Genomic DNA, 23,172 nt, shown 5'->3' on the forward strand with positions numbered 1-23,172 from the left:
ATCGGGAATATTAGTGGTAATGAAGTATATTCGCAATATAATAAGTTTTTAGAAAAAAAAGAGGCTTTAATGCTTTTTATATTAAAAAAAACAATTACTTTAGCGTACCGGAACAGAACAGTACGCAAATTATGAACGAAAAGAGCTTTGTCTTCAATATTAATCACGAAAGTGATATTCCCAAGTACCAGCAATTGGTAAATTCCATCAATAATGCGGTTGCTGAAAATTTCTTGAACAAGGGCGATTTGTTGCCTTCAGTAAATAATATTTGCAAAGATAACAAACTCTCCAGGGATACTGTTTTCAAGGCGTATTCAATTTTGAAAGAGCAAAACGTTATAGAATCGGTACCCAATAAAGGTTATTATGTAGCTGGTGAAACCCGAAAAGTGCTTTTGGTTTTGGATACTTTCAAGGCGTATAAAGAGGTTTTATATCACTCCTTCGTGAATAATTTGCCCGACAATATCATTACCGACGTACAATTTCACCATTACAACATCGACAATTTTAAAACCATCATCAACAACAGTGTTGGCAAGTATTACAAATATGTCGTGATGAATTTTGACCATAAAGACGTGGCTTCGGTATTGAATAATATTTCCAATGAAAAATTATTGTTGATTGACTGGAACATTCATTCCAAACCAAAGAACAATTATGTTTTCCAGGATTTCGGAAAAGCTTTTTATGAATCGTTGACAGAGGCCGTGGACTTGTTCAGGAAATACAAATCAATAGATTTCGTGTATCCCAATTTTACCAATCATCCAATCGAGACGGTTACTTTTTTCAAGAAATTTTGCAAGGAATTTGGATTTGATTACAATGTTATTACCAATCCGAAGGAATTCGACATAGAGAAAAACAAGGCTTATGTAGGAGTGAGTGACAGGATGCTTGGCGTATTCTTGGAGCAATGTCGAGAAAAAGATTTTGAACCTGGTGTTGATGTTGGTTTCTTGTCCTACAATGAAACGCCAATGAAAAAATTCATCTATAAAGGAATTTCGGTGGTTTCAACAGATTTCAAGGAATTGGGAACCAAAGGAGCCGAATTTATTACGAAAGACGAACCGATGCAGTGTTACGTACCGACAAAATTAGTAATTAGAGAATCATTATAAGTTATGTATTACATTGGATTTGATATAGGCAGCTCTTCGGTGAAAGTGGCTATCGTGGAAATTGCAACCGGAAAAAGCATTGGCGTAGTCCAAGAGCCAGAAACCGAAATGAGCATGCTTGCCCTGAAAAATGGTTGGGCAGAACAAAAACCGGAAGATTGGTGGCAACATTCCTGCAATGCAGTTGCCAAATTGAAGAAGAAATTCAACATTTCCAGAACCCAAATAAAAGGAATAGGGATTTCGTATCAAATGCACGGATTGGTTTTGGTCGATGCAGCAGGTCAGCCCTTGCGAAAATCGATAATTTGGTGCGACAGTCGTGCTGTTGAAATAGGAAATGAAGCTTTTGCAGGTATCGGCGAAAAAAAATGCAATGAACACTTGCTGAATTCTCCCGGAAATTTCACGGCTTCAAAGTTGAAATGGGTCAAAGAAAACGAGCCGGAAGTTTACAATCAGATTCATAAATTTATGCTGCCGGGTGATTACATCGCCTATAAATTATCCAATGTCATTAATACCACCATCTCGGGATTGTCTGAAGGAATTATGTGGGATTTTAAAAACGATACTTTCGCCAATTTCTTGTTTGAACATTATGGTATTTCGACTGAACTTGTTCCAGACATTGTTGATACTTTTTGCATCCAATCTAACGTAGATAAAAAAGGAGCAGAAGAAAGCGGCTTGGCCGAAGGAACTCCCATTTTTTACAGGGCAGGAGATCAGCCCAACAATGCACTTTCGTTGAACGTTTTTAATCCAGGCGAAGTGGCTGCAACAGGCGGAACATCGGGTGTAGTTTATGCAATGACCAATAGTTTGTCCGTAAAAGAAAGTTCAAGAGTCAATAATTTTGCCCACGTCAACTACAAAAAAGGGAATGACCCAAGAATTGGAAAATTGTTGTGCATCAATGGAGCCGGAATTCAATACCGTTGGTTGCTGAATAATCTTTCGGTCTCCTCTTATGAAGAAATGAATAATCTTGCTTCGGACATTCCGGTAGGTTCTGATGGGGTTTGCATGATTCCTTTTGGGAACGGAGCCGAACGAATGCTCAACAGCAAAGACATCGGAACCAGATTGGTAAACGTCAATCTGAACAATCACGGTAAAGCACATATTTGTCGTGCAGCCTTGGAAGGAATTGCCTTTTCATTTGTGTATGGTATGGAAATCATGAAATCTGATGGAATTGAAGTAAACATAATGCGTGCAGGAAACGATAATTTATTCCGTTCCGAGATTTTCTCCAATACCGTGGCAACACTTATCGGACACGAAATAGAAATATACAATACTACTGGAGCCATTGGCGCGGCAAGAGCATCGGGTCTTCACGAAGGCGATTTTGAAACTTTCGGAAAATACATCACGGACAACGACCACGTGATGACTTATATGCCTTTTAAAGACAAACAACCGTATTTAGAAGCCTATCAACTTTGGAAAAATGAACTAGAATTAATAATAAATAAATAAACAAAAAATGGCAACTTTAGGCAATAAAGAATACTTTAAAGGTATTGGCGAAATTAAATTTGAAGGAAAGGAATCAGATAATCCGTTGGCATTCAAATATTACAATCCAGACCAAATCGTGGCTGGTAAAACAATGCGTGATCATTTTAAATTTTCCATCGCATACTGGCATACCTTCTGTGGGCAAGGTTCTGATCCATTTGGGCCTGGAACACAAAATTTTGCTTGGGATCAAGCATCAGATGCAGTTCAAGCAGCCAAAGACAAAGCGGATGCAGCATTCGAATTTACAACAAAAATGGGATTCGGTTACTACTGTTTCCACGATTACGATTTAATTAGAGAAGGAGCAACTTTTGGAGAGTCTGAAAAAAGAATTCTAACCATTACCGACTATTTGAAAGAAAAACAAGCGGCTTCTGGCGTAAAATTGCTTTGGGGAACTGCCAATGCCTTTTCGAACCCTCGTTACATGAATGGTGCTTCTACCAATCCTGATTTTAACGTAGTGGCAAGAGCAGGTGGACAAGTAAAATTAGCCTTGGATGCCACAATTGCTTTAGGCGGTGAGAATTATGTTTTCTGGGGAGGACGCGAAGGATACATGTCGTTGTTAAACACCGATATGGGTAGAGAATTGGATCATATGGGGCAATTTTTGAGAATGGCTCGTGATTATGCTCGTGCGCAAGGATTTAAAGGAAACTTCTTCATTGAACCAAAACCTATGGAGCCAATGAAGCATCAATATGATTTTGATTGTGCCACTGCAATTGGATTTTTACGTGCACAAGGGTTGGAGAATGATTTCAAGATGAATATCGAAGTGAATCACGCAACTCTGGCGCAACACACATTCCAACACGAAATTGACGTGGCTGCACAAGCGGGAATGTTGGGGAGTTTGGATGCCAACAGGGGAGATTACCAAAACGGATGGGATACAGACCAGTTCCCAAACAACATTCAAGAAACTACCGAAGCAATGTTGGTGTTCTTGAAAGCAGGTGGTTTACAAGGTGGTGGAGTTAATTTTGATGCCAAAATCAGAAGAAATTCAACCGATATGGAAGATGTTTTCCTTGCACACATTGGTGGAGCGGACACTTTCGCAAGAGCTTTGTTGACTGCAGACAAAATCATTACTTCATCGGCTTATGATAAATTGAGGGCAGCACGTTACAACTCATTCGATGCTGGTAAAGGAAAAGAATTTGAAGAAGGAAAATTGTCCATGCAAGATTTGTACAAAATAGCTCAAGAAAACGGAGAACTTTCATTGCAAAGCGGTAAACAAGAGTTGTTCGAAAATATCATTAATCAATACATTTAATATATTTTGAATTAGTTTTGAATAATTAAAGGTGTCGGAAACATTTAATTGTATAGTTAAAGGCTTTCCAGACACCTTTTTATTTGTTCTAATTTTAAAAAAAACTCAATATCAACTAACTTAATTGTTTAATTTAACCACAACCTAATTTATGAACACATTACAATTGGCAGATTATCTAGTCTTTCTTGTCTATTTCTTTATAGTTGCAGGATACGGCTATTCCGTTTACATACGCAAAAAAACAAAGTCGATATCGGCCTCGCATGATTACTTTTTGGCGGAAGGATCCTTGACTTGGTGGGCAATCGGAACATCATTGATTGCTTCCAATATATCATCGGAACAATTTATCGCCATGTCTGGAAACGGATTCAAGATGGGATTGGCCATTGCGACCTACGAATGGATGGCAGCCTTGACCTTGATCATAGTAGCCGTATTTTTTATTCCGGTTTATTTAAAGAACAAGATTTATACAATGCCCCAGTTTTTGAGCGAAAGATACAACGGAAACGTGGCGATGATCATGGCCGTTTTTTGGTTGTTGCTTTACGTAATCGTGAATTTGACTTCCATTCTTTATTTGGGAGCCTTGGCCATCAACGGGATTTCAGGAATTGAAATCAATTTATGCATGTACGGATTGGCATTTTTCGCCATCATTATTGCATTGGGCGGAATGAAAGTAATTGGATATACCGATGTTGTTCAGGTCGTGTTCTTGATATTTGGAGGTTTGGTGACCACTTATTTGGCATTGGACAAAGTAGCCGAATTAAACGGACAAAGCGGAATGGTCCAGGGGTTCAATTATATGTTGGATCAATCTGGAGACCATTTTCACATGATATTCAAAAAAGACAATGCCAACTTCCCAAGTTTACCTGGATTGACGGTTTTGTTCGGAGGAATGTGGATCGTGAATTTGAATTATTGGGGATGTAACCAATACATCACTCAAAGAGCTTTGGGAGCCGATTTAAAGACGGCAAGAAGCGGAATTTTGTTTGCGGCTTTCTTGAAATTATTAATGCCTGTAATCGTGGTTTTGCCCGGAATTGCAGCTTACGTGATTTACACCAAGGGAGGTTTGCAAACCGAAATGTTGGGGCCTGACGGAATCATAAACCCAGACCGCTCATATCCGGTATTGTTGAACTTGTTGCCTGTTGGATTGAAAGGATTGTCTTTTGCTGCCTTGACGGCTGCCGTGGTGGCATCGTTGGCGGGAAAAGTAAACAGTATCTCCACTATTTTTACCTTGGACATCTTCAAGAAAAAAATTAACGTGGATGCTTCCGAAAAGAAAATGGTGCAAGTAGGGAAGATTACGGTTGTTGCAGCCATGCTGTTGGCAGTTGTTATTGCTCCCTTTTTGGGAATTGACAAAAAAGGAGGATTTGAATTCATACAAGAATACACCGGATTTGTAAGTCCAGGTATTTTTGCAATGTTTATCATGGGTTTCTTCTGGAAAAAAACAAGTTCCAATGCAGCGATGTTTGCCACCGTTGGAGGATTTGTATTGTCGGTAATACTCAAATTCTTGCCTGGTTTCATGAATTTGGAATTCTTGTACAGTACAGGATTTGCGACATTGGTGGAACAAGAAGATAAAACAAGGCTTTATGAAATTCCGTTTTTGGATAGAATGGGAATTGTATTTGGAGTATGTGTTTTGTTGATGATTTTAATCAGTTTGTACGATGCCAAAAAAGGTGTTAAAGTAAAAGGATTGGAAGTTGACACTGCCATGTTTAAAGTAAGCAATGGTTTTGCTGCAGGAGCATTGATTATATGCGGTGTGCTCGTGGCCTTGTATTCTGTTTTCTGGTAGGATTGTAACCATAAGGTTTTCTATAACTAAACTTGTAGACTTGAAACCGAGATTTGACTATTGTCGAATCTCGGTTTTCTTGTTTTTGGACGGTAAGGAATGTGTGAAATAGTGCTGAAAAAGAGTTTTTTGGAAATTTCAAAACAAAACCAAAGTAGGTTAAAAACAAAAAACCCACTCGAGTTGAGTGGGTTTTGGTGGTGCCTCCAGGGATCGAACCAGGGACACATGGATTTTCAGTCCATTGCTCTACCATCTGAGCTAAGGCACCGTGCTAATGCGGGTGCAAATATAGAACGATTTTTAATTTATCCAAAACAATTTTAAAAAAAAATCAATTCGTATCTTCGTGCCGTTAAAGATAAATTATGATTCTAGCGATTGATGTTGGGAATACCAGAATTAAAGCGGCTGTCTTTGAGGGTGCTACCGTTTTGGAGAACTTTGTTTTCTTGAAAACGGAACTTGAAAAAAATATTCAAAATATTTTAAATAAATATGAAAAAGTATCCCATTTGATGGTTTCTTCAGTTTCTGACGTGGAAAAACAGTCTTTTTCCGCCTTTGAAAACCTCGTAAATATACATTTTGTTTCCCATAGTGATTCTTTTCCGTTTGTCAACTGCTATTCAACTCCTCAAACGTTGGGGATTGACAGGATGGTGAATGCCGCTGGCGCAACTTTGCAGTTCCCGAACCAGAATCGGCTGGTTATCGATGCGGGAACTTGCGTTACTTATGATTTTATCGACGAATCCAACAATTATCTTGGTGGAGCGATTTCGCCGGGTTTGGGCTTGCGATATGCCGCCTTGCATAATTTCACTGCAAAACTTCCGTTGTTGGAATTGGAAAGCCCGGAACATTTTGTCGGGAAATCCACTTCGGAATCCATTCATTCCGGAGTTGTAAATGGATTGGTCCATGAAATTGACGGTTTCATAGCCGAATATGAGGCATTGTATCCAAAATTTATAATAATTTTAACGGGTGGAGACACAGTTTTTTTGGCTAAACGATTAAAAAATACCATATTTGCCAATTCAAATTTCCTTCTCGAAAGTTTGAACCAACTATTTCAATATAAAATCAAAAATGATTAAAAAAATTATAATAAGTGCTTGTTTATTTATGACGCTTGTTTCTTTTTCCCAAGAAGGAACTTCTTCCCCTTATTCTTTTTATGGAATTGGTGACATAAAATTTAGTGGGACGCTTGAAAACCGTTCTATGGGAGGCATATCAATCGCCCAAGACAGTACCCACATTAACTTGCAAAATCCAGCATCTTATGCCAATTTAAAATGGACTGCTTTCACGATTGGTGGAGCAAGTAATTATACCAAACAAAAATCAGGTTCCGAATCGGCCACTGCCCAAAAAACAACATTGGATTATTTGGCTTTAGGGATTCCTTTGGGCCAAAAATTTGGAGGAGCTTTTGGTTTGATTCCTTATTCTTCTGTAGGATACAGAATTGCAAACGAGAATCCCGACCCGACCCAAATCAGCAAACGTTTTAATGGTTGGGGTGGTTTGAACAGAGTTTTCATGGGTTTTGGATATAATGTGGTCAAGAATTTGAATGTTGGGGTGAATGCGTATTACAACTTTGGGAAAATTCAAAGTAAAAGTTTGGAATATATTCCAGAAGTTTCAACTGGATCCAGTGAGATGAATGTTGTCACTTTGTCGGGCGTGAACTTCAATATCGGGATGATGTACAAAGCCAAACTTACTGATAAATTGTCTGTGTTCAGCAGTTTGTATTATTCACCTGGAAGTACTTTGAAAGCTGAAAACACGAGAACCATCGCGACGGTATCTTATAATTCGGTTTATGATTTGCAATTGGTGGATGTTTTGCCGGAACAAACCAGCAAGGCTGATTTGAAATTACCTAAAAAATTAGCAATTGGAGCAGGAATTGGAGATTCCAAGAAATGGCTTTTGGGTGGGGAGATTGCTGTTCAAGGTTCGGGTAATTTGGCAAATAATTACAACACCATCGATGATGTAAGTTATGAAAACTCCGAAAGATACAGCATAGGTGGATATTATACGCCTAACTCCAATCCTTTTTCAAGTTATCTTGAAAGAATTACTTATAGAGGTGGATTCAAATATGAAAAAACGGGACTTATTGTCAATTCAACTTCAATAAACGATGTGTCGTTGAACTTTGGAATGGGATTGCCTATTACGGGCTCTTTGTCTAATTTCAACGTAGGCTTGGAATACGGACAAAAAGGAACTACTTCACATAATTTGGTTCAGGAAAACTATTTCAGTTTAATGGTGAGTTTTTCATTGAACGACAAATGGTTCGTGAAACGTAAATTCTTTTAAAATTTTATTTTCCTGTCCTCTAAAATAATCACCAACAGCTTCGTGCTTAACGTATGACTTCATTAAAAAAATACCTAATCCTTGCGCCTGTTTTGGTTCTGGCCATAACATCGTTTTTTGGATGTGAAAGTAATTTTAAGGAGGTGCAAAAAAGCAATTTTTCGGAGTTTGTTCCCAGTGGCGAAGCCGACAAAATAAATTTGAAATACACGGATTCCGGTCGTATAACCGTAGTGTTGGTCAGTCCAAAAATGCGGGAGTATGCCAGTGTTGATTTTCCGTTTACGGAATTTCCAAAAGGGATTGACGTCACTTTGTACGATAAAAACGGAAAAAAGACCTACATCAAATCGGATTATGCCACTTCCTTCAAGTCGACAAACATTATTGATTTGGTAGGGAACGTGAAAATTAATTCGCAAGATGGGCAAACGTTGGAAACGGACCAATTGTATTTTGACCAAAAAAACGAATGGTTTTATACCGAAAAAAGATTTAAATTTACGGATCCCAAAGGAGTTTCAAACGGAGTAGGAATCGACTTTAGTAAAGATTTTAAAGTTATCAATTCACAAAGTATAGTCGGCGAAGTACTGTCGGCTGATTAAATTTACACATTTCAATTATGAATTACCTTAAATATACCCAATACATATATCTTGTTGCAGCCGTTTTTTTTACCATTAAAGCTGTAGAAATTTGGGATCAGGACAACGACCAACATTTCCTTTTCCTGGGGATTGCCGTTCTTTCTGTTTTCATGTTCTTTTTTAGAAGAAGATTTGCCAATAAATTTGAAGACAGAAACAAGAAACCCTAATTATGGAAATAGGTATTATAATAGTATGTTTACTACTATGCGCCTTTTTCTCGGGAATGGAAATAGCCTTCATTTCTTCCAATAAAATATATCTTGAAATAGAGAAAAAACAAGATAGTTTTATTTCGAATATCCTTACAAAACTTACGGAGAAACCTTCAAAATTTATTGCCGCAATGCTTATTGGCAATAATATAGCCTTGGTGGTTTATGGTTTTTTTATGGGTGATTTATTGATGTATTGGATCCAGCTTTTTGGATTTCATTTTTCGGACTTGCTGAACTTGGTCATTCAAACCCTGATTTCGACATTGGTAGTGTTGATAACGGCGGAGTTTCTTCCCAAGGTTTTTTTTCAAATTTATGCCAATACTTTCATTAAGGCTTTTGCCATTCCGGCTTATGCTTTTTACGTGTTGTTTTATTATATATCCACATTTTTTATCTGGGTTTCTGATTTTGTGTTGAAACGATTTTTCAAAACCGAAGGCGACCAAATTCCCCTGTATTTTAGTAAAGTGGAACTCGGGAATTACATCACCGAGCAAATGAGTACGGTGGAAGACAACGAAGAGATGGACTCCGAGATTCAAATGTTTCAAAATGCCCTGGATTTTTCGGGAGTAAAAGCCCGCGACGTGATGAGTCCAAGAACAGAAATTGTGGCGGTTGATTTGTTTGATTCCGTTGCCGAATTGAAAACCTTGTTCATTGAAACAGGTTATTCCAAGATTGTGGTCTATCAAAACTCCCTCGATGACATAATTGGATACGTTCATTCTTTTGATTTGTTCAAAAAACCAAAAAACATCAAGTCGATCGTGATTCCGGTTGAATTTGTGCCGGAAACAATATATATCAAGGATGCCATGAATTTGCTGACCAAAAAACGGAAAAGCGTGGCTGTCGTTTTGGATGAATACGGAGGAACTTCGGGAATTATTACCATAGAAGACATAATTGAAGAACTTTTTGGCGAAATCGAAGACGAACACGATTCGGACGAAGAATTGACCGAAAATGAACTGGAAGAAGGTGTTTATGTTTTCTCGGCTCGATTGGATGTCGAATATTTGAATCTAACGTATAAACTTACTATTCCAGAGAGCGATTCTTACGGCACGCTTGGCGGTTTTATTGTGGATTTCACCAAAGAAATTCCTCAAAAAGGAGATGTAATTACCATTGGAAGCTTCCATTTTATTATAGAAGAAGCCACAAACAAGAAAATAGAATTGGTTAAAATGACAATAAAAGATTGATTTTTTTTAGTAAATCAAATTTTCTTGTAAATTATAGTGCTACTACTATAATTATTAATTAGATAATTGTATTTTCGCAAACTGAATATAAAAATTAACAACAATAAAAATGGCAGTTTTAGCAAAAATTAGACAACGTTCCGCTTTAATGATAGTGGTTATTGCATTCGCATTATTTGCATTTCTAGTACCAAGTCTTTTTGATAAAGGAAGCTTCGGAGGGAATTCTAAAGATGTGGGAAGTATAAATGGGAAAGATATTTCATTTGAAGACTTCAGGGTAAAAGTGAGTAATGTTGAAAAAAGTCAACAAGGAATTACTGCAACCGCAGCCGCAAATAGAGTTTGGGATCAAGAAGTTACCATCGCTTTGCTAATATCTGAATTTGATAAATTAGGATTGAGAGTGGGTGCAAAACACATAATGGAAGTGTTGAAAGCGGATCAAAACATCGGGAAAAACCCATTGTTCTTGAATGCTGGGGGAATGTTTGACGAAGCTAAATTCAAGGAATATTTCAAGTCAAATCCAGAGCAGGCACAGTTCTTGAAAGATCGTGAAAAAGATGCCGAGTTGAATGCCAAATTTCAAATTTACAACAATTTGATAAAAGCTGGAATTTACACTACCGAAAGCGAAGGAAAATTGAAATATGAAATGGAGTCCAACAAAGCAAGCTTTGCTTATGTTGCCGGATTGTATTCTACCATTAAAGACAGCGATGTAAAAGTTTCTGATGACGATATCGTTGCTTTCATGAAGAAAAATGAAAAAAAATACAAAGCCGACGAAACTCGTGAAATAGAATATGTGTTGATCGAAGACAAAGCTTCTCCAGAAGACGTGGCTGAAGTAAAAGCTAAAATAAACGGTTTGTTGTCTGGAAGCGTGGTGTACAATCAAGCTACCGGAAAAAATGATACTTTGCCAGGATTCAGATCAGCTACAAACGTTGTTGAATTCGTGAATTCAAATTCTGACGTTCCTTATGATTCTACTTATGTAGCCAAAAAAGATTTGCCTGCTGTTGATGCCGACAAATTATACAACTTGGCTCCAGGTGAAATTTATGGTCCTTACATGTTCGGAAAATACTATTGTATTTCTAAATCATTGGGTAGAAAAGTTGGGGTAAATGCAAAAGCAAGCCACATTCTTATTGGTTACGAAGGTTCTCAAACACCTAACACCAAAGAAAAAAGAACTAAAGAAGAAGCTAAAGCAAAAGCAGAAGCTATCTTGGCTCAAGTGAATGCCAATCCAGATAGTTTCTTGATGTTGGCTTTCACGGCATCTGATGATTCATCTTCACAACAAGGCGGTGATTTAGGATTTTTTGGCCCAAACCAAATGGTGAAACCTTTCAATGATTTTGTTTTCGCTAACCCAATCGGAAAAGTTGGTTTGGTAGAAACTCCTTTTGGTTTCCACATCATCAAAGTAACGGACAAGCAAGATGGAGTTCGTTTGGCTACCATTGCACAGAAAGTGGATGCTTCAGAAGCAACTTCGGATAAAGTGTTTACTCAAGCAACCAAATTTGAAATGGATGCTACCGAGAAAGATTTTGCCAAAACTGCAGCAGCAATGAAATTGACTGTGGCAATGCCGGTTACTGCAAGAGGGATGGACGAGTCTTTCGGGCCTTTGGGTAACCAAAGAAATATCGTGAGATGGGCATTTGAAGACGGAACAGAGGTTGGAGCCGTTAAAAGATTTGAAGTGGCTAATTTGGGTCACGTGATTGCCAAACTTAAAAAAGTGAATGCTGAAGGTTTGATGGCTGTCGATATGGTTAGATCTTATGTAGAGCCAATTCTTAAAAACAAGAAAAAAGCCGAGTTGATCAAAGCTAAAATGGCTGGAAGTTCATTGGAAGCCATTGCAAAAGCAGTTGGTGCGCCAATTCAACAAGCGGTAGACGTTACCATGGACAATCCTGTTTTAGTGGGTGGAGTTGGTCAAGAGCCTAAAGTGGTTGGAAACGCGTTCGCATTGGCATCAGGAAAACTTTCTTCTCCAATTGAAGGAAACACTGGAGTTTATGTAGTGTTGAACAAAAGCACTTTCAAAGCGCCAGCATTGAAAAGCCACGCAGCTTACGTGAGTAAATTAAAAGCGCAAAGCGCAGGTGATGCCAACAGAGTGGTTCCAGCTTTAAAAGATATTGCAAAAATTGAAGACAACAGAGGTAAGTTTAATTACTAAATTAACACTGTTTTAAATATAAAAATCCCGAGCAATCGGGATTTTTTTTGTTTTGACGGTATCTAATTGTTTTTCTGAAACGAATGATATTTTTAGTAGATTTGGTTGGTAGACGATTGGAATGTGCACGGTTGAAAATCCGCGCTATAGGGTGAAATGATATAACAATTTAATAATAATCTGTAAAGTTTTATTTATATATTTGCTAAATAAACAAGGTAGTAATCATTATAAATACCACTTGCAAATGAAGAAATTGCTTAAATTCACAATAATTTTAATAATTGGATTTTTTACGCATAGTTTTAAAGAATCACTGGATTGTGAAAATCTCAAAACAGGGGAATTTATTTATTTTGACCCAAATTCGGGTTCAGAATGTAAGATTATTAGAACACCTCATTCACAAATTGAAATCAATAAAAAACGAAACTTAAAAATTGAATTTTCAATTTATTGGACATCAGAATGTGAATATGAATTGATTTATCTCAAAATCAACAATAGGGCTTACGATAATATGATAGGAAAAAAAATGACTGTCAAAATTTTAGATATAAATAATAATACAATTTCGTATTCTTATAAATTAGACGGTTTCGAATCGAAAGCCGAGATGATTAAAGTTAAATAGTTTTTGGTATTTTTATGATGCTTGTCAAATCTAAATAACATAGAAAATCACACACTTATACTGTCAGCTCCAAAACTAACAATCCCAGATGGCGCTGATATGCGGTAAATATTCTCTTGTTGGATAGCGCGGTTTTATAAACCGTGCCCACCAACGAGAACATATAAACAAATAAAATTTCCTAGAATCACAAAATCATGTCTTTATAAGAAACGATGGTTTTGAAACCTCTTTCCTTGAAATAATCAGTCGGGTTTTCTTTGGCGATGGCCAATACAAAATCGCCTCCCCAAGCTCCAAGACTTTTGATGATGCCGTTAAAGTCGGGAAACAAGGATTCTTTTATGGTTTTCATTTCAAGAATGTTGCTCATTTCAGCTTCGTGTTCTTCCAATGCGGTGGCAAATTCTCGAAGGTTTTTTGCGTTTAAAACCTCTTTTGTCAGCGAGTCAATTAGGGTGACGTTTTCTGCCAAATCCTCGTTCTTGTTGTTGTAATAAGAAGCGATGGCTGCCTTACTGCTTTGCTTTTTGTCTAGATAGACGAAAAACAAATTTTCGGTAAATTCAGGTTCGAAAGTTACTTTTTCGACAACAGGATTTCCGTTTTCCAAATGATACAAAATAGGATTGTTGTTTTGGGCACAGGCAATATCGTATCCGCTGCCGCCAAAACTGTTGTTCAGCAACACAAAGGCATCAATTTCCAGCCATTGCGCAATATTGTTTATCAAGGTCGAGGAAGTTCCCAAGCCCCAATTCTTTGGAAATGTCAGCTCAGTCGTGATGTGGAAACCTGCTGATTTAGAAATAAAATCAGGGTTTAATAAATGTCCTTGGTGCAAGATTTCTATTAAAGTGTTTCTTTTGGACGATACTGTGTCGGAAATGTTTTTTTTGAAAATATCCTCAAACGAAAGTGTTTCTTCCAGCCAAATGCTTCCGTCCGAATCAAAACTTGTCCATTTTATTTCTTGGTTGCCTCCTTTTTCCACAATCAGGTTTTGTCCAAACTTGGTAGGCAATGCAAAGGCTTTGGCGCCGTCAAGAACCAGGTATTCTCCCGTGATTAGTAGTTTTCCGTTACTGTAAAATTCTTTCTTCATTTAGTTTATTGGGTTCTCTTTTAACCACAAATTGCACAAATTCTCACGAATTAATTTGTGAAAATTTGTGCAATTTGTGGTTGATATTAAATTTGCTTTCTTAAATTTTCAATATAATCAACAACGGCGCTATGGGAAACGACGTGGTGCTTGAAATGTTTGCGAATCGAATGGCGTTCCTCGTCATTGGCTTCAAACTGGTTCAGGATATTGTTCAAGTGCATTTTCATATGGCCATCCTGAATTCCCGTGGTGGTCAACGAGCGCAAAGCGGCAAAGTTTTGTGCCAAACCGGCAACAGCCACAAATTGCATCAACTCTTCCGCAGATGGATTTTCCAACATTTCCAAACATAATTTTACCAATGGATGCAATGACGTCAATCCGCCAACGGTTCCCAAAGCCAACGGAACTTCCAGCCAAAAACTAAAAATATCATTTTCGATTTTGGCGTGTGACAAACTTGTGTAATTTCCGTTTCGGGAAGCGTAAGCGTGAATTCCGGCTTCAACGGCGCGGAAATCATTGCCCGTGGCTAGCACGACGGCGTCGATTCCGTTCATGATTCCCTTGTTGTGGGTTACGGCTCGAAAAGGTTCCACTTCGGCAATTTGAACGGCACGAACGAATCTTTCGGCAAAGGCTTTTGGATTCGGGATGTGTTTTTCGACCAGGTCTTCAACGGGACAGGAAACTTCGGCACGAACAATGCAATTGGGAACGTAATTCGACAGAATGCTCATCACGACTTCGATGTCTTTTTCCTCTTCAGAAAACAAAGGATATGCTTGGGCTTCTTCTTTCAAGGTTTTGGCAAATTGCTCCAAACACGAATTGATGAAATTGGCGCCCATACTGTCTTTGGTGTCAAAAGTGGCGTGCAGTTGAAAATAATTGGGCAATAAATTGGTTTTGTTTTTCAAGACAATATCCAGAATTCCACCACCACGTTTTTGCATGTTTTTGGTAATGCTTTCGGTGTTGGTGAAGAATTTGTCTTTGATTTGGGTGAAAAACAGTTCCAGTTTCGATTCATCTCCTTTGAATATAAAATGGACTTGTCCTATTTTTTCGGTGTCGATAACGGTAGCTTTGAATCCGCCGCGAGTGGACCAGAATTTCGCCGATTTCGAAGCAGCAGCGACTACGGAGCTTTCCTCAATCGCCATGGGAATGCTGCTGTATTTGTCGTTAATCAAAAAATTGGGTGCGACGCCAAGCGGAATATAGAAATTGCTTATCGTGTTTTCTATGAATTCATCGTGCAGTTTTTGGAGTTTTTCGTCCGCATTCCAATAGTTTTTAATAATGGAAATGGCTTCTTCGGGATTTGGAAAATATTCTTTGGCAATCCAGTTTATTTTTTCTTCTTTGGATAATTTTGAAAATCCGGCGACGGCGTTGCTCATGTTTTTTGGATAACGGTTTATGATGCGGCAAAGATACGGTTTCCATTTAACCGGGAAAGGTTTCAGGACAAACGCATAAGATATTTTACCGCTGATTCGCAGATTTTAATAAATGGTTCATTCTGAAATTGATAGATTTTAACTGATTTGCTCAAAATTAGTCACTTATAAATCACGAAAATAAAACTCGCAAGAGAAAATCTGCGAATCTGCGGTGTTTTTTGCCACCGATTTCTGAACACTACATTCCCGTTCTAATCGCTTCCACGGGATCTAATTTGGAGGCTGAAACCGCGGGAAGAATTCCGGATATTAAACCAATTACTGCGGCAAGTCCAGTTCCCAAAAGAATGTTGCCCATTCCCAAAACGAATTCAAACTCCAGGGTTTTGGTCAAAATCATTGCGATAATCCAGACCATGAACAACCCAATTATTCCGCCAATTACGGAAAGAATAATGGCTTCGAAGAGGAATTGGAACAATATAAACCGGTTTTTGGCACCCAAGGATTTCTGGATTCCGATGAGATTGGTTCTCTCTTTTACCGAAACAAACATGATATTGGCGATCCCAAAACCGCCCACAAGCAAGGAGAATCCACTGATTATCCATCCCACGGCGTTCATTTTGGAAATAATTCCGTCTATCAAATCCGTGAATCCAGAGAAAACATTGATGAAAAAGTTGTCGATTTCACCTGCTTTCAAGCCTCTAAAACTCCTTAATTTCTGGCTAATTTCTGCTTTGTAGGCATCCATGTCGACTCCGACTTGCGGTTTAAAAATAATCACGTTGACTACAGCTTTATTATTGTCGCCAATTAGTTCTCTAACAAAATTTACCGGAATAAATGCCGAAGTGTCGTTGTTGTTTCCAAAGGACAACCCGCCGCCTTTCTTTTTCAAAACCCCGATAACGGTAAATCGTTGTCCGTACAAACGGATTTTTTTGCCAATGGGGTCGAAATCGCCAAATAAATTTTCTGCTATTTCTTTTCCTATGACTACAACCGGAGCGGCAGAATTGGCTTCGGATTCCGTATAAAATCGTCCTTCGTCAAACTCCAATCCTTGTATGTCTATGAATTCGTGCGAAACCGGAACTATATTTACGGAAGTAACCGTGTTTGATTCATATTTGATGGATTCCCTGTTAGTGAATATTTGGTAGCCCAATTGTTCCGTGTTGGTCATTGCACCTTTCAAATAAATATATTCGTCGTATTTTACGTTGGGAAATTGCTCTCTTTTCCATTCCGGGATTTCTGAAGGGCCAAAAGATCGGTTCATCAAATAAATGGTATTTTTGTCCAAAGAACTTAAATCCTTGGTGATTTTTCTGTCCAAGGAATCCACGGCGGCAAGCACGGCGATAATCGAGAAAATACCGATGGTAACGCCCAGTAAAGACAATAGTGTGCGTAGTTTATTGTTTCGTAAAGCATTCATCGCAAAACGGAAACTCTCTGATAATAATCGTAAATAAACCAGCATAAAACAATGTTTAGTGTTATTGTAAAATTCCAAAAATATTCTTCATAAACCTAATGAAAATTCACTGTCTCATTGGTATTGTTTTTTTAAATATTGTTACAATAAATACATTTGAATTTTATCATCAAAAAAACTACTTTTGCACCACAAAATTCTAACTACACGATGAGCACAACAAAAACTATCAAATCGGCATTAATTTCTGTCTTTTCAAAAGAGGGTCTTGAACCAATAATAAAGAAATTGCACGAACAAAATGTAATCTTTTATTCTACTGGAGGAACTGAAGAATTTATCAAAAATCTTGGCATTCCAGTTGTTCCCGTTGAAGACGTTACTTCATATCCATCTATTCTTGGTGGAAGAGTAAAAACTTTGCATCCAAAAGTTTTTGGAGGAATCTTGAATCGTCAAGACAATGAAAGCGATGTGCAACAAATGAAGGAATACGACATTCCTCAAATTGATTTGGTAATTGTTGACTTGTATCCTTTCGAAAAAACGGTTGCTTCAGGCGCCAGCGAAAGCGATATTATCGAAAAAATAGATATTGGCGGTATTTCGTTGATTCGTGCTGCCGCAAAAAACTTCAAGGATACCGTAATTGTTCCTTCGGTTGCAGAATATAGTTTGCTTTTGGATTTGATCAGCAAACAAAATGGAGCCACAACATTGGAAGACAGAAAATTGTTTGCCACTAAAGCATTCCATGTTTCTTCTCATTACGATACTGCGATTTTTAATTATTTCAATACTGACGAAACTATTTTCAAAACCAGCATTGCTGACGGACAAGTTTTGAGATATGGAGAAAATCCACACCAAAAAGGATTTTTCTTTGGAGATTTTGACGCCATGTTCAATAAAGTTCACGGAAAAGAATTGTCATACAATAATTTATTGGATGTTGATGCAGCGGTAAATTTGATTAACGAATTCAAAAATGACGGACCAACTTTCGCCATTTTGAAACACAATAATGCTTGTGGATTGGCAACAAGACCAACCATCAGCGAAGCTTATAACGTGGCATTGGCTTGCGATCCAACTTCTGCTTTTGGAGGTGTTTTGATTTCAAACACAAAAATTGATGTTGAAACAGCCAACGAAATAAACAAATTATTCTGTGAAGTAGTCATTGCGCCAAGTTATGACGAAGCAGCCCTTGCCATCTTGCAAGAAAAGAAAAACAGAATTATATTGGTTCAAAATGAAGTGGAATTGCCTCAAAAACAAGTGCGAACTTGCTTAAACGGAATTTTAGTTCAAGAAAGAAACAACATCACTGATACTAAAGCAGGTTTAAAAACCGTTACAGTAACAACTCCTACCGCACAAGAAGTGGAAGATTTGATTTTTGCCTCTAAAGTTTGCAAAAACACAAAATCAAACACGATTGTTTTTGCAAAAAACGGAACTTTGATTTCCTCTGGAACAGGACAAACCTCAAGAGTGGATGCCTTGTTGCAAGCTATCGAAAAAGCACGTACATTTGGATTTAGCTTGGAAGGTGCCTCGATGGCGAGTGACGCTTTTTTCCCTTTCCCGGATTGTGTGGAAATTGCAAAAAACGCTGGAATAACAGCCGTTATTCAACCAGGAGGGTCAATAAAAGACCAATTAAGCATCGATTATTGCAATGAAAATAAACTTGCAATGGTATTTACAGGAACACGTCATTTCAAACATTAATTTGTTTAGCTTTGTACGTTACAAATTTATAACTTTTAAACCCTTAAAAATTTATGGGATTTTTTGATTTCATGACCGAGGATATCGCGATAGACCTTGGTACCGCAAACACTTTAATCATACATAATGATAAAGTCGTAATTGACAGCCCTTCGATAGTTGCTCGTGATAGAATATCAGGAAAGATTATTGCCGTTGGTAAAGAAGCCAATATGATGCAAGGGAAGACCCATGAAAACATTAAAACGATAAGGCCTTTGAAAGATGGTGTAATTGCCGATTTTGATGCTTCCGAAAAAATGATCAGCATGCTTATCAAAAGCATTCCGGCATTGAAAAAAAGAATGTTTACTCCAGCATTGAGAATGGTGGTTTGTATTCCTTCCGGAATTACCGAAGTGGAGATGAGAGCGGTAAAAGAATCTTGCGAAAGAGTAAATGGTAAAGAAGTATATTTGATTCACGAACCAATGGCTGCAGCAATTGGTATTGGTATCGACATCATGCAGCCAAAAGGAAACATGATCGTGGATATCGGAGGTGGAACAACGGAAATCGCCGTAATCGCTTTGGGTGGAATTGTGTGCGACAAATCGGTAAAAATTGCCGGTGACGTTTTTACCAATGACATCGTGTATTACATGCGTACGCAACACAACCTTTTTGTTGGGGAAAGTACTGCAGAGAAAATAAAAATTCAAGTAGGGGCAGCCATCGAAGATTTGGAAACACCTCCAGAAGAAATGTCGGTTCAAGGTAGAGATTTATTGACCGGTAAACCAAAACAAGTAGCGGTTTCTTATAGAGAAATTGCAAAAGCCTTGGACAAATCAATTCAAAGAATAGAAGATGCCGTAATGGAAACCTTGTCCCAGACACCTCCAGAATTGGCAGCGGATATTTACAATACGGGAATTTATCTTGCCGGTGGAGGATCGATGTTGAGAGGACTTGACAAAAGAATTTCCCAAAAAACGGATTTACCGGTTTATATTGCCGAAGATCCTTTAAGAGCAGTTGTTAGAGGAACAGGAATGGCGCTTAAAAATCTTGGAAAATTCAAAAGTGTCTTGATTAAATAGGACAAAGATTTAGTTGACAGCATTAGGTTTTTAGTTTTACACATCTATTATACAGGTATAATATGCAGCAAATATTTAATTTTATTTATAAAAACAGTAATAGATTACTGTTTTTGCTGCTTTTGGGTATATCGTTATTTCTTACCATTCAATCCCATTCCTATCATCGAAGCAAAGTAATAAGTTCTGCCAATTTTTTGAGTGGCGGAGTCTATGAAAGAATCAATAATGTGAACGAATATTTGAATTTGAGAACCCAGAATGATGCGCTTGCCCAAGAAAATGCAAAACTAAGAAGCCTTCTTTTTGATAAAAAAGATACTACTTCGATTCCAAAATTGGACAGTATCAGGGGATTGCATCCGACCGATATCATTGTTTCAAAAGTGATTCACAACTCTTTTAATTCTCATGAAAACTATTTGACGTTGAATTCGGGTAGTCTTCAGGGCGTGAAACCAGACATGGGTGTCATTAATAGTTTGGGAATCGTTGGAATCATTGACAATACTTCGCCAGGTTATTCTACGGTGGTCAGTATTTTGAACATAAAATCCCAAATAAACGCCAAACTAAAAAAATCAAATCATTTTGGGTCTTTGGGTTGGAATGGAAAGAACACAGGTTTTGTACAATTGACGGACGTTCCTAGATTGGCCTCGATAAGAAAAGGTGATACCATCGTGACTGGAGGACAATCTGTTATATTTCCTGAAAACATCAACATTGGAACAATTGCCAAAATAGAAGTGGATGATCAAACTCATTATTATACCATACAGGTTAAATTATTCAATGACATGACCAATTTAGGTCACGTATATATCATAAAAAGTAAAGATCGCGAAGAAATTATCAATTTAGAAAATAAGAGAAAAAAAGATGAATAGTGCTTTATTCGTAAATATTTTTCGTTTTCTGCTTTTACTGGCAGTCCAAATAGTTGTTTTCAACAACATGAACTTTTTGGGCTACATCAGTCCATTTCCCTATATTCTTTTTATAATATTATACCCGGTAAACAGTAATAAATCAGGGCTTTTGGCGGCCAGTTTTTTTCTGGGGATTATTATGGACATGTTTTGTAATTCCGGGGGGATCCACACTACGGCTTGTTTGGTTTTGGCCTTTTATAGACCCTATCTTTTCAGGTTTTCTTTCGGACTTAGTTATGAATACCAAACCGTAAAATTGAATGATGTATTGACTCCCGAAAGGTTTACTTTTATATTGCTTTCAGTCGTGATACATCATTTTGTATTGTTCATATTGGAAGCTTTTAAAATCAGCTTCTTCTGGGACATCTTGATTCGAACACTATTTAGCACCGTTTTCACCATAATTATCTGCATTATAATTATATATCTTATTAAGCCGAATAAACGATGAGAAAAGTGCTTCTTCCTTCATTGATTATTATTGCAGCGTGCTTACTGCTATTGCGTATTTTCTATTTGCAAATTATTGATGATTCCCTTAAGTTGAAATCTGACAATAATGCCATTAAAATAAAATATGACTATCCCGAGAGAGGTTATATTTATGACAGAAATGGAAAGTTGCTGGTGGCAAACCAGCCATCTTACGACATTATGGTTATTCCAAGGGACATTAAAAATATTGACACCTTGGAGTTTTGCCAATTATTGAATATTACCAAAGAAGATTTTTTGGAGAAAATTGCCAAAGCAAAAGTGTATAGTCCTAGGCTGCCTTCGGTATTTTTGCCCCAATTGAACAAAATGGAGTTTGCCGCATTTCAAGAAAAAATTCGAAAATTCGAAGGGTTTTATTTCCAAAAGCGTTCCCTTAGAGATTACCAGGTTAATTTTGGAGCCAATATTTTTGGGTTTATTACACAAGTCAACGAAAAACTGATTGCAAAAAACCCATATTACAATAGTGGAGATTTAATTGGTAAACAAGGGGTTGAAGAAAGTTACGAAGAAGTGCTGCGTGGAATAAAAGGTGTTAAATATTTTCAGAAAGACAAATTCAACCGTGAAATAGGCTCTTTCAAAGAGGGTAAATATGACACCATCGCTGTTCAGGGAGAGGATATCAACTTGACCATTGATGCCGAACTTCAAAAATATGGGGAGGAATTAATGATTAACAAAAGGGGAGGAATTGTGGCCATTGAACCAAAAACAGGCGAGATTTTGGCATTGGTAACTGCACCCTCTTATGATCCTGCAATTTTGGTAGGTCGCCAACGGTCTAAAAACTATACTTTATTGTATCGTGATTCTATTGCAAAACCACTTTTTGATAGAAGTTTACTGGCAGAATATGCGCCGGGTTCTCCATTTAAAATCTTGACCGGTCTTGTTGGACTTCAAGAAGGCGTGATAAATGAGCAAACGACCTTTATGTGTCATCATGGGTTTAGTTACGCACCTGGTCGATTTATGAAGTGTCATGGCTTCGGGCCGCATCAACTGCATAATGGAATTGCATTGTCATGTAACGCTTATTTTGGCAATGTTTATTTACGAATTATTGGAAAATATGCAAGTACACCTTATGCGGTGGATGTTTGGAGCAACCACGTAAAGAGTTTTGGACTCGGACAATTTATGGGCTATGATTTGCCTACAGGAAAAAAAGGAAAGGTACCCACTTCTAAAACTTATAAAAAAATGTATCCTGGTTGGGGTTATAGTGGTAAAACTATTGTATCCAATTCCATTGGTCAAGGTGAAGTGGTGATGACACCAATACAGCTTGCCAATATGATGGCCACTGTTGCCAATGAGGGTTATTATTACACACCTCATATCATCAGGAAAATCAAGGGCGAAAAAATTGATCCCAAATTCACTAAAAAGCACTATACCACAATTGACAAAAAATATTTTGCGCCCATGATAAGTGGTTTGTTTGACGTGTACAATATGGGTACTGCCTCTGGTTTGAGGGTGGAAGGAATTGATATTTGTGGAAAAACGGGTACCGCAGAAAATTTTGCTAAAATAGGAGGCAAACGAGTACAATTGGAAGATCATTCCATTTTTGTGGCTTTTGCTCCTAAGGACAACCCCAAAATAGCAATAGCTGTCATGATCGAAAATGGTGGATATGGGGCAACCATAGCCGGGCCTATTGCCAGTTTGATGATCGAAAAATACCTGAGACACAAAATAACCCGAACAGATCTAGAAAAGAGGACACTGGAGAGGAGTTTACAAAGTCGTTATGCTATATTAGGAGGGCTTTCTGATGTAGTTTTGAAAGAAATGAGAATAAAAGATTCAATTGCAAAATCAAAAATCATTGTTCCGAAAGTTAAAATAGATACTACCAAAAGAAATTAACAAG

The 23,172-nt window shown here is 37.6% G+C and carries 19 protein-coding genes and 1 tRNA gene; 16 read left to right on the forward strand and 4 right to left on the reverse strand.

What is annotated here, in order from left to right; genetic code table 11:
- Positions 1 to 131: 131 nt before the first annotated feature.
- The 4 genes from BUC16_RS04665 to BUC16_RS04680 all read left to right on the forward strand — a co-directional run bounded on the left by BUC16_RS04665 (position 132) and on the right by BUC16_RS04680 (position 5,794).
- The gene (locus BUC16_RS04665) at positions 132 to 1,133 is read left to right on the forward strand and encodes a GntR family transcriptional regulator (RefSeq protein WP_073368290.1); all 1,002 of its coding nucleotides are present in this window, start codon (positions 132 to 134) and stop codon (positions 1,131 to 1,133) included.
- 3 nt (positions 1,134 to 1,136) lie between these two features.
- A complete protein-coding gene (locus tag BUC16_RS04670) occupies positions 1,137 to 2,621 on the forward strand; it encodes a xylulokinase (protein ID WP_073368291.1) in 1,485 nt (494 codons plus the stop codon).
- A 7-nt stretch (positions 2,622 to 2,628) separates the two neighbouring features.
- Positions 2,629 to 3,954 carry a xylose isomerase gene (gene xylA / locus BUC16_RS04675; RefSeq protein WP_073368293.1) on the forward strand — a complete coding sequence of 442 codons (1,326 nt, stop codon included), beginning with the start codon at positions 2,629 to 2,631 and terminating at the stop codon, positions 3,952 to 3,954.
- A gap of 151 nt (positions 3,955 to 4,105) precedes the next feature.
- The gene (locus tag BUC16_RS04680; RefSeq protein WP_073368295.1) at positions 4,106 to 5,794 is read left to right on the forward strand and encodes a sodium/sugar symporter; all 1,689 of its coding nucleotides are present in this window, start codon (positions 4,106 to 4,108) and stop codon (positions 5,792 to 5,794) included.
- Positions 5,795 to 5,989: 195 nt separating this feature from the next.
- On the opposite strand, the gene BUC16_RS04685 is transcribed toward BUC16_RS04680, so the two are convergent.
- Positions 5,990 to 6,065: transfer RNA gene (locus BUC16_RS04685), tRNA-Phe, on the reverse strand.
- A 97-nt stretch (positions 6,066 to 6,162) separates the two neighbouring features.
- On the opposite strand from BUC16_RS04685, the gene BUC16_RS04690 reads away from it, so the two are divergent.
- From BUC16_RS04690 to BUC16_RS04720, 7 genes are all read left to right on the forward strand, one after another.
- A complete protein-coding gene (locus BUC16_RS04690) occupies positions 6,163 to 6,897 on the forward strand; it encodes a type III pantothenate kinase (RefSeq protein WP_073368296.1) in 735 nt (244 codons plus the stop codon).
- On the forward strand, positions 6,890 to 8,143 hold the full coding sequence (bamG, locus tag BUC16_RS04695; protein WP_073368298.1) for a BamG family beta-barrel-assembly machinery protein: 1,254 nt from the start codon (positions 6,890 to 6,892) through the stop codon (positions 8,141 to 8,143). The genes BUC16_RS04690 and bamG overlap by 8 nt, the downstream gene beginning before the upstream one ends.
- Before the next feature lie 53 nt (positions 8,144 to 8,196).
- Positions 8,197 to 8,751, forward strand: a complete 555-nt coding sequence (gene lptC, locus BUC16_RS04700; protein WP_073368299.1) for an LPS export ABC transporter periplasmic protein LptC — start codon at positions 8,197 to 8,199, stop codon at positions 8,749 to 8,751.
- A gap of 17 nt (positions 8,752 to 8,768) precedes the next feature.
- Positions 8,769 to 8,963, forward strand: a complete 195-nt coding sequence (locus BUC16_RS04705) for a hypothetical protein (RefSeq protein ID WP_073368301.1) — start codon at positions 8,769 to 8,771, stop codon at positions 8,961 to 8,963.
- Positions 8,964 to 8,965: 2 nt separating this feature from the next.
- The gene (locus BUC16_RS04710) at positions 8,966 to 10,225 is read left to right on the forward strand and encodes a hemolysin family protein (RefSeq protein ID WP_073368303.1); all 1,260 of its coding nucleotides are present in this window, start codon (positions 8,966 to 8,968) and stop codon (positions 10,223 to 10,225) included.
- Positions 10,226 to 10,334: 109 nt separating this feature from the next.
- On the forward strand, positions 10,335 to 12,434 hold the full coding sequence (locus BUC16_RS04715) for a peptidylprolyl isomerase (RefSeq protein WP_073368305.1): 2,100 nt from the start codon (positions 10,335 to 10,337) through the stop codon (positions 12,432 to 12,434).
- 247 nt (positions 12,435 to 12,681) lie between these two features.
- Positions 12,682 to 13,068, forward strand: a complete 387-nt coding sequence (locus BUC16_RS04720; protein ID WP_141226080.1) for a hypothetical protein — start codon at positions 12,682 to 12,684, stop codon at positions 13,066 to 13,068.
- Between the two features lie 187 nt (positions 13,069 to 13,255).
- On the opposite strand, the gene BUC16_RS04725 is transcribed toward BUC16_RS04720, so the two are convergent.
- The 3 genes from BUC16_RS04725 to BUC16_RS04735 all read right to left on the reverse strand — a co-directional run bounded on the left by BUC16_RS04725 (position 13,256) and on the right by BUC16_RS04735 (position 17,077).
- Complete coding sequence (locus tag BUC16_RS04725) at positions 13,256 to 14,173, reverse strand: GYDIA family GHMP kinase (RefSeq protein WP_073368308.1); 918 nt, start codon at positions 14,171 to 14,173, stop codon at positions 13,256 to 13,258.
- Positions 14,174 to 14,259: 86 nt separating this feature from the next.
- On the reverse strand, positions 14,260 to 15,582 hold the full coding sequence (locus BUC16_RS04730; protein WP_073368310.1) for a hydroxymethylglutaryl-CoA reductase, degradative: 1,323 nt from the start codon (positions 15,580 to 15,582) through the stop codon (positions 14,260 to 14,262).
- A 241-nt stretch (positions 15,583 to 15,823) separates the two neighbouring features.
- Complete coding sequence (locus tag BUC16_RS04735) at positions 15,824 to 17,077, reverse strand: ABC transporter permease (protein WP_073368312.1); 1,254 nt, start codon at positions 17,075 to 17,077, stop codon at positions 15,824 to 15,826.
- 165 nt (positions 17,078 to 17,242) lie between these two features.
- Between BUC16_RS04735 and purH the strand changes: the two genes are divergently transcribed.
- The 5 genes from purH (at position 17,243) to mrdA (ending at position 23,168) form a co-directional block, all read left to right on the forward strand.
- Entirely contained in the window at positions 17,243 to 18,769 is a 1,527-nt protein-coding gene (gene purH, locus BUC16_RS04740; protein WP_073368313.1) for a bifunctional phosphoribosylaminoimidazolecarboxamide formyltransferase/IMP cyclohydrolase, read from the forward strand.
- A 53-nt stretch (positions 18,770 to 18,822) separates the two neighbouring features.
- A complete protein-coding gene (locus BUC16_RS04745; protein WP_073368315.1) occupies positions 18,823 to 19,851 on the forward strand; it encodes a rod shape-determining protein in 1,029 nt (342 codons plus the stop codon).
- A gap of 62 nt (positions 19,852 to 19,913) precedes the next feature.
- Positions 19,914 to 20,741 carry a rod shape-determining protein MreC gene (gene mreC / locus BUC16_RS04750; protein ID WP_073368317.1) on the forward strand — a complete coding sequence of 276 codons (828 nt, stop codon included), beginning with the start codon at positions 19,914 to 19,916 and terminating at the stop codon, positions 20,739 to 20,741.
- On the forward strand, positions 20,734 to 21,240 hold the full coding sequence (locus BUC16_RS04755; protein WP_073368318.1) for a rod shape-determining protein MreD: 507 nt from the start codon (positions 20,734 to 20,736) through the stop codon (positions 21,238 to 21,240). The genes mreC and BUC16_RS04755 overlap by 8 nt, the downstream gene beginning before the upstream one ends.
- Positions 21,237 to 23,168, forward strand: a complete 1,932-nt coding sequence (gene mrdA / locus BUC16_RS04760) for a penicillin-binding protein 2 (RefSeq protein ID WP_073368320.1) — start codon at positions 21,237 to 21,239, stop codon at positions 23,166 to 23,168. Before BUC16_RS04755 ends, mrdA begins: the two co-directional genes overlap by 4 nt.
- Positions 23,169 to 23,172: the final 4 nt, after the last annotated feature.

Origin of the sequence: Flavobacterium fluvii (genome assembly GCF_900129545.1) — a bacterium.
GTDB classification, from domain to species: Bacteria; Bacteroidota; Bacteroidia; order Flavobacteriales; family Flavobacteriaceae; genus Flavobacterium; species Flavobacterium fluvii.